The following is a 253-nucleotide window of genomic DNA, read 5'->3' on the forward strand; positions in this document are numbered from 1 at the left end:
TTTCCGCTTCGTGAAGCAGGAAGCTGATGGCGCCGGCAAAGATCAAGGCCAGCACGCTGACGATCAGGGTGCCCAGCAAAGCCACCGCCAGCCAACGCGCGCGCCGGCCTTCGATCAGGCGTTGCAGTTGAGGGGTGAGCATGTTGACCAGCTCATAGACCAACAGGCCGGCCAGCAGGCTGGGCAGCAATTTCAGCGGCAGTACCAGCAGCAACCCGCCGAAAATGATGATGTAGCTGGACAGCAACAACAC

1 pseudogene is annotated in these 253 nt (G+C 60.5%); it reads right to left on the bottom strand.

Features of this window, described 5'->3' with window-relative positions:
- Window positions 1–253 (bottom strand): annotated as a pseudogene (locus tag AAEZ05_RS29410) (hypothetical protein); the annotation flags it as partial.

Origin of the sequence: Pseudomonas sp. HY13-MNA-CIBAN-0226, assembly GCF_040310305.1 — a bacterium.
Lineage (GTDB): Bacteria > Pseudomonadota > Gammaproteobacteria > Pseudomonadales > Pseudomonadaceae > Aquipseudomonas > Aquipseudomonas gregormendelii.